The sequence below is a fragment of the Aeromonas finlandensis genome, from assembly GCF_000764645.1.
GTDB classification, from domain to species: domain Bacteria; phylum Pseudomonadota; class Gammaproteobacteria; order Enterobacterales; family Aeromonadaceae; genus Aeromonas; species Aeromonas finlandensis.
This window is the reverse complement of the sequence record NZ_JRGK01000291.1, coordinates 1-7,632: the sequence shown is the minus strand read 5'-3', so window position 1 is coordinate 7,632 and position 7,632 is coordinate 1. Positions and strand designations below refer to the sequence as shown.

The 7,632-nt window shown below is 59.8% G+C and carries 7 protein-coding genes and 1 pseudogene; all 8 read left to right on the top strand.

Annotated elements, in window-relative coordinates; genetic code table 11:
* Positions 1-347 (top strand): ATP-binding cassette domain-containing protein (locus tag LD28_RS0118150; protein WP_033138328.1); only part of this gene is annotated, 347 nt, incomplete at its 5' end.
* 14 nt (positions 348-361) lie between these two features.
* Positions 362-976, top strand: coding sequence for a CDP-alcohol phosphatidyltransferase family protein (locus LD28_RS0118145; protein WP_033138327.1), 615 nt, complete (start codon positions 362-364; stop codon positions 974-976).
* A gap of 133 nt (positions 977-1,109) precedes the next feature.
* Complete coding sequence (gene mltB / locus LD28_RS0118140) at positions 1,110-2,192, top strand: lytic murein transglycosylase B (protein ID WP_033138326.1); 1,083 nt, start codon at positions 1,110-1,112, stop codon at positions 2,190-2,192.
* 106 nt (positions 2,193-2,298) lie between these two features.
* A pseudogene (locus tag LD28_RS22635) lies at positions 2,299-3,248 on the top strand (IS481 family transposase).
* 190 nt (positions 3,249-3,438) lie between these two features.
* A complete protein-coding gene (locus LD28_RS0118130) occupies positions 3,439-3,654 on the top strand; it encodes an HP1242/YdcH family protein (protein WP_033138324.1) in 216 nt (71 codons plus the stop codon).
* Positions 3,655-3,816: 162 nt separating this feature from the next.
* The gene (locus tag LD28_RS0118125; protein ID WP_033138323.1) at positions 3,817-5,010 is read left to right on the top strand and encodes a sugar ABC transporter substrate-binding protein; all 1,194 of its coding nucleotides are present in this window, start codon (positions 3,817-3,819) and stop codon (positions 5,008-5,010) included.
* Positions 5,007-7,145: a GGDEF domain-containing protein gene (locus tag LD28_RS0118120; protein ID WP_033138322.1), complete on the top strand. Its 2,139-nt coding sequence runs from the start codon at positions 5,007-5,009 to the stop codon at positions 7,143-7,145. The genes LD28_RS0118125 and LD28_RS0118120 overlap by 4 nt, the downstream gene beginning before the upstream one ends.
* 138 nt (positions 7,146-7,283) lie before the next feature.
* The coding region (locus LD28_RS0118115) for a DUF480 domain-containing protein (protein WP_033138321.1) at positions 7,284-7,632 on the top strand (349 nt) is incomplete at its 3' end.

Here is a 7,632-nt window from a genome sequence, read left to right as displayed (position 1 = left end):
ACCTGATGTTCGGCATGCCTGCGACCATCAAGGGAAAACGCGCACGGCGGGAAAAGGCGCTGACCGCATTGGCACAGGTCGCGCTGGCAGATCAGGCTGACAAGCTGCCGCAACTGCTCTCCGGCGGTCAGCGGGCGCGGGTCAGTCTGCTGCGAGCCCTGCTGGCCGAACCCGACGCCCTGCTGCTGGATGAGCCCTTCTCCCGCCTCGACAAGCCGCTGCGGGCCGCCTTTCGCCAGCTGGTATTCGCCCAGATCAAGGCGCTGGCCATCCCCGCTATCCTGGTGACCCACGACGAAGAGGATGCGCCGGGCACCATACTCCACCTCACCGAATCCTGTTTTTAACCGAGGAGTTCACCTTGTTTGACCGCCACCTGATCCCCGTGATCCGCAGCCCCCTCACCCGGCTCGCCAAACCGCTCTGCCGCGCCGGGATCAGCGCCAACCAGATAAGCCTCACCGGCTTTGCCATCGGCATGCTGGCGCTGCCGCTGCTGGCCTTTGGCTGCTATCCGTGGGCACTTGTGGCCATCCTGCTCAACCGGCTGCTGGACGGACTGGACGGCGCCGTGGCGCGGGAAACCGGCATCACCGACTGCGGCGGCTTTCTCGACATCACGCTGGATTTCATCTTCTACGCCGCCGTGGTGCTGGGCTTTGCCATCGCCGCTCCCGCCAATGCGCTGCCCGCCGCCACCCTGCTGTTTGCCTTTATGGGCACAGGTTCGAGCTTTCTGGCGTTTGCCATCATGGCGGGCAAGCGGGGGATCGACAATCCGGTCTATCACCACAAGTCCCTCTACTATCTGGGCGGCCTCACCGAGGGGAGCGAGACCATCGCCCTCTTTGTGCTGATGTGCCTGTGGCCTGCCACCTTCGCCCCGCTCGCCTACGGCTTTGCCCTGCTCTGCCTCATCACCACCCTGACCCGGCTCTGGAGCGGTTATCACACTCTACGTCGCCCCCAGCGCTGAACCGCGCAGCCCTCACCGGAGGGCTAATCCATCGCTCGATGAATTGGCGGCAAACAAGGCACACGGAACACTTGCACGCGGATGACAATGTTTTACCATGACGGCACTTTTTTTCAGTCTCTTTGAGAACCCTATGCGTCGCCTTGCCTCTCTTCTCACTCTGTCGTTATTCCCCCTGCTCGGTGGCTGCAGCAGCGCCCCGGCGCCCAAGCCTGTGGTCAAGCCACAGCCCAACAGCGCCTTTATCAACCAGACACCGTCACGCAGCCCCGTTTACAGCCAGGGGATTAGCAAAGGGGACTTCGCCAATCGTCCCAATGTGGACAGATTCGTCCAGAAGATGGTCGAGAAGCACGGTTTTGACAGCGCCCAGCTGCATCAGGTGCTGGCACAGGCAGAGCGTTACGACTGGATCATCCGCCTGATGGATGCCCAGGCGCCGACCACCGCCAAGCCCACCGGCCCGACCGGTGCCTGGAACCGCTATCGCGCCAAGTTCATCACCCCCGACAACGTGCAGAACGGCGTCAACTTCTGGCGTGAATACGCAAGCGAGCTGAACCGGGCAGAACAGATCTACGGGGTGCCGCCGGAGATCATCGTCGGCATTATCGGGGTGGAGACCCGCTGGGGCCGGGTGATGGGCAAGACCCGCATTCTGGATGCGCTGGCCACCCTGGCGTTTGATTACCCGCGCCGCGCCGAGTTCTTCACGAGCGAATTGGAAGCCTTTCTGGTGATGACCCGTGACGAGGGGATGGATCCGGCAGAACCCAAGGGCTCCTACGCTGGTGCCATGGGTTATGGCCAGTTCATGCCCTCCAGCTTCCAGCGCTATGCGGTGGACTTTGATGGCAACGGCCACACCAATCTGTGGGATCCGGTGGATGCCATCGGCAGCGTCGCCAACTACTTCAAGGCCCACGGCTGGGAGAAAGGCCAACCGGTGGCGGTGCGCGGCCAGGGCCAACTGCCCGGCTATGAGCACGGCTTCCAGACCCGCTACCCGGTTGCCACCTTGCGCAGCGCTGGGCTCATCCCCACCAGCAGCCTGGGCAACCACAGCGAGTCGAGCCTGCTGCGCCTCGATGTCGGCACCGGCTACCAATACTGGTACGGCCTGCCCAACTTCTACACCATCACCCGCTACAACCACAGCACCCACTACGCCATGGCAGTGTGGCAGCTGGGTCTGGCGGTGAAGGCGGCGCGATAAAAAACAGCGATCAGCTGTCTAGTTGTGATCTCTCTGTAGGTTGTTCACTCGGGGCATTCCCGGAGAATTGGAGGCGCCAACCAAACCAATCATCCGAGGTGCCCCAGTGAACAACCATAAAAATGCCCGATTAACCGTCTTTGGTCGACAGCTTCTTGTCCGGCGTGTCCTTGAGCAGGGCCTGCGCGTTGAAGAGGCCGCTCACGCTGCCGGCGTCAGTACCCGCACCGCTTACAAGTGGCTCACTCGCTATCGCCAGGAGGGCCCTGATGGCTTGTACAATCGCTCTTCTCAACCTGCATCCTGCCCCCCATGCCATTGATGACCTGCGCCAACAGAGGATTATCGAACCGCGCAAACAGCGACAGACCTATCGGCACATCAGCCAATCTCTGGGCATAGGGCACAGTTCAGTCGCTCGTATCCTGCAACGAATGGGGCTGAATCGGCTGGCTAATCTGGAACCTGGCCCTCCAGTACAACGCTATAAATATGAGAAACCGGGTGACTTGCTGCATTTGGACATCAAAAAGTTGGGGCGCTTCCATCGTCCTGGCCATCGGGTGACTGGTGACCGCCGCCAAGACTCTCCGGGGGCGGGATGGGAGTATGCGCATGTGGCGGTTGATGACCACTCCCGTGTGGCATTCAGCGCCCTGTATCCTGATGAAACGTGGCGCAGTGCCTGCCTGGCGCTGTTACAGGCACTTCGCTACTACGCCGGGCTCGGCATTCGTTTCAGCCGGCTACTCACTGACAATGGCGCCTGTTATCGGTCGAAACGCTTCCAGAAGCTGTGTCGTCGCTTGGGACTCAAGCACCTGCGCACCAAACCTTACACACCCCAAACGAATGGCAAAGCAGAGCGCTTCATTCAGACAGCGTTACGTGAATGGGCCTATGCACGGAGTTATGACTCGTCAGTGCAACGAGCAGAACACTTACAACAGTGGCTGCATGAGTACAACTGGCATCGTCCTCATGCCAGTCTGGGCTACCAGCCCCCCCATCAGTCGTCTTCAATCTGTGAACAACCTGGTGGGTTTACACACCTAGTGCACGCTTTGCTTCACCGTTCGGATTGATAAATCACTTATCTTGTTTTGATTCAACGGGTTAAAAATATCCTACCGAATACGTCAAATGAGAGCCCCTAAAGTCGACCGGGATCACATTTATCTCCAGCACTAAGGGGTAGCTTTGGTCTTACAGGCACAATCAAACGAAACCAAGGAGGTTCCATTACATGTTCCCAGAGTACAGAGAACTCATCTCGAAACTGAAGAGCAGTGATGTCCATTTCCAGAAGAAGTTTGACTTGCACAACGACCTGGATGGGGAGATTAGAAAGTTGGAAAAGCATCACGCCAGCGACTATAGCTCCGAGGTGAAGGATCTGAAAAAACAGAAACTTAAACTGAAAGAGGAGATATACGACATCCTCAAACAACATCCACAATAGATGCCTCGAAGAATATGCGGATAAGCAATTTATCCTCCAGCCCGGCCCAAGAGCCGGGCTTTTTGTTGTTTCTGTCAATTAGTTGCAGCGCAGGTCTACCGGCCAGGCCGGTAGTTTGTTACATTTTTCCCTTTGAATTCAGGGGATAACGGTGATGATAACATGAGCAGAAAACGATCTTTTTATCATCTCTTGCTGCTTTGCCTGTTCGCATTGAGCCACCCCCTGCGGGCTCAGGAGCCGGAACTGGAGTTGTGGCACTCCCAGCAGGCCGGTTATGTGATTGACGAGGTTATCGCCCGCTTCAATCAGGAGGGGAACCACAGAGTGCAGGTCACCCAGCTCGAACCGGGCAAGATCAAGGCGGATCTCCTGCTGGCGGCCCAGGCCAGGGGGTTACCCGATCTGATGTTGATCCCCTCCGATTTTGTCGGCCTCTATCGCCAGATGGCCCTCGCCCCCCTCCCCGCCAAGTGGTTTTCCCCCGCCCTGATGGCCAGCACCCTGCATTATGTCACCCTCGACCGGCAGCGCTGGGGCATGCCCATGATGCAGGGCAATCATCTGATGCTGTTCTACAACAAGGCGCTGGTTCAGATACCGATGACCCGGTGGCAACAGCTGGCGGATATGGCGCCAGCCCTCAAGGCCAAAGGGGTGTACCCCATCAGCTGGCCCTATCACGACATGTACTACTTCGCCGCCTTTTTGCACACCTTTGGCGGCTCACCGGTGACCGAAGGGCACATCACCCTCGACACACCGGCCATGGTGCAGGCGCTGGAGGCCTACCGCGCCGTCGCCAGCGAGCGGTGGATCGATCCCGACTGCGACTATGACACCGCCCTGGCCCGCTTCAACGAGGGCAAGAGCGCCTATCTCATCAACGGGGACTGGGCCTTCAATGATCTGGTGAAAAACATGGGTGACCAGTTGGGAGTGACCCTGCTGCCCCAATGGGAAACAAGACCCATGCGCTCCCTGAGCGGTGCCTATGTGATAAGCGCCTCCCGCTGGGCGATGGATGATGAGGATCGGCGGGCCGTCATCCAGGCACTGATGGCCTTTATCCAGCGGGACGATATCCAGCAGTTCATCTATCGGCAGGGGGCGCTGCTGCCAGTCAATCAGCAGGCCTTTAACGCCATCAGCCAGCACCCTACGCCGCAGACCAAAGTGCTGATGGAACAGTTCACCCTCAGCACGCCCATGCCTTCCGACAGCGCTATGTCCATCGCCTGGCAGGCAATGGACAAAGGGTTCGAGCGCTTCAGGGAGGGGAGCAGCGCCGCTGACGCTGCCCGTTACATGCAGCAGCTGGCCGATCAACAATACCGGCAGGTGAAATCAAAATGAGCCATCGCACCTTTCGGCTGGGACCAACCCTCATCATCATTCTGTTCACCGTGGCCCTGCTGCCCGCCCTGTTGACCAGTGGCGTGCTGCTGACCCGTCAGCACCAGATCATCGCCCAGAGTGAGCAGTCGCAGCTGGATCGAGCCCTCACCAGCATGACCCGCGAGGCCCGCTTTCGCAGCGAGTTGCTCGGCACCCAGCTCAATCAACTCAGCAATGACAGAGTGCTGAATCAGGCCCTCGACAACTTTCTCTTCTCCAGCCATGCCCGACTGGCCTTGGCCACGTTCATCAAGTCCAACAGCCTGCTGACCTCGGTCTACCTCATCGATGACAAGGGGCTGGTGGTGGAATATATCAATGGTCGAGCCTCCCACCTCGAATCGAGCAATCTGATGCCACAACTGATGGCATGGAGCAAAACCCGCGAGGCGAAACAGGGCAAGCATCTGTTGTTACCGGTCGAGGATCCCGTGCTGGTTGGTGACATGGAGAGCAGCCACAGTGGTGGTCTGGCGCTGGTGGCCCCCATCTATCGCAACCACCAGCGCGCTGGCGTGATGCAGGCCCCCGCCGGCTTCGTGATGGCCATCCTCCCCTGGCAACAGATGGCCCAGTTACTGGAGCCCTATCTCAAGGGGCGCGAGTATCTGGTGATTTCACAAGGGAATCGCCGCCTCTATGAAAGTGCGCACGATGCCAGCAAGATCAGAGGCGATCACATACCGAGCAAGATAGCCCAACCCTTGACCATCGGCTGGCCCCAGCTGGAGGAGGAGATCGCCCCCACCATTACCCTCTACAGCTACAGCGATGACAGGGTCAGCGAGCTCAACAAATCCCAGCAGCTGCTGACCGGCAGCATCGCCGTCATGTTGCTGCTGCTGGCCATCGGCTGCGTCTGGCTGACCCGCTGGCTCACCCGGCCGCTGCGCTCACTGGCCGCGCTGGTGCGCAGCTATGGCAAGGGTAACTATCAGCAACGGCAGGCGCCGCTGCGTTTTGTGGAGTACGACGAGGTGCGCGAACTGCTGCAGGAGATGGCCCACACCATTTCTGCTCAGGTGCGGGCACTCTATCAGCAGAACGAACAGCTACAACGCGCCAATAGCGAAAAAGAGGCCTTCAACCAGCGGCTGCTCGGCTTCAATGACGAACTGGAGCAGGAGGTAGCCGCACAAACCACCGCCCTGCGATCGGCTCTGAGCCGGGAGGAGCGCAGCCGTCATGTGCTGCAATCCTGGCTGCAATTCGGTCTGCACCAGCAGCTGGATGTGGATATCGCCGAGCTGGCCAGCTCCGCCCTGCTGCAGCTCTCCCAGCTCTATCCCGGCCACCGCTGGGGGCTGGTGATCCGCCGCGACGGGCAGCCCCACTACTCCCTGACCCAGGGGGTCGATGCCCCCTTGCGGGATGCCCTGCAGGAGAAACTGGCCGAGCTGATGAATGAGGAGGTCAAACACTCTGAATGCCAATGGCACGATGCACTCTGGAAGATCATGAAACTGCCCGGCAGCCAGAGCGGCGTCATGTTTGGCTATCTGATGGTGAGCGCCGAAGGGCTGGAGTCCGAAGACAGGGCCATCTTGCGGCTGTTTGCCAAGCAGCTGGCGGTGGGTATCGAGGGGCGACTCTTCACCGATGAACTGGCACGGGTCGCCCGCACCGACAACCTCACCGGACTGCCCAACCGGCAGGCGTTCGAGGATGCCTTCCATCACTATCAGGCGGTGCTGGCGCGTTATCCCGAGCGCCACCTCGCCCTCTTTATGCTCGATCTCAACGGCCTCAAGCGCACCAACGATCAGTATGGGCACGAGGCGGGCGATGCCCTGCTGATCCGGATGGCCCAGTTGCTGCGCAGCCTCTGCCGTCAGGATGAGAAGATCTTCCGGATGGGAGGCGACGAGTTCGTGTTGCTGGCAGAGGCGGATCACCTCGCCTGCCAGCGGCTTGCGGCCAGACTGGAGGCGAGCCAGCAAGGTGCGACCGTGCAGCATGGGGAACACAGCTTCCCGCTGCGCTTTGCCATCGGCTGGAGCAGCAGCGATCACACCCCGCTGGCCGAACTGAGCCGGGTGGCGGACGACGCCATGTATGCCGACAAGACGCGTTTCTATCAGGGTCAGCGGTAAAACCGGAGGCCACCGGCGTTGGCGAGCCTTTCGCCAACTCCCTGATTGCCTCGCAAAAATGGTGCGCAACGCTAGACGCGGCGCGGACCATGACTAAGATAGGGGCTCTTGATGTCTCGATTTGGAAGGGAGTAGGAAATGGAGTTAGTACTTGGCCCGCTGGAAGCCCGTGTCATCGGCTGTCTGATTGAAAAAGAGATCTGCACCCCGGATCAATATCCCCTCTCCCTCAATGCGCTGGTCAACGCCTGCAACCAGAAGAGCAACCGCGAGCCGGTGCTGGAGCTCTCCGAGCTCGATATCCGTGCCGTAGTGGACGAGCTGATCCGCAAGCGACTGGTGGTCAACACCGCCGGTTTCAACGCCCGGGTGCCCCGCTACCAGCACAGATTCTGCAACACCGAATTTGGCGAGCTCAAGTTCAGCGCCCAGGAGCTCGGCATCGTCTGCGAGCTGCTGCTGCGCGGCCCGCAAACCCCCGGTGAAC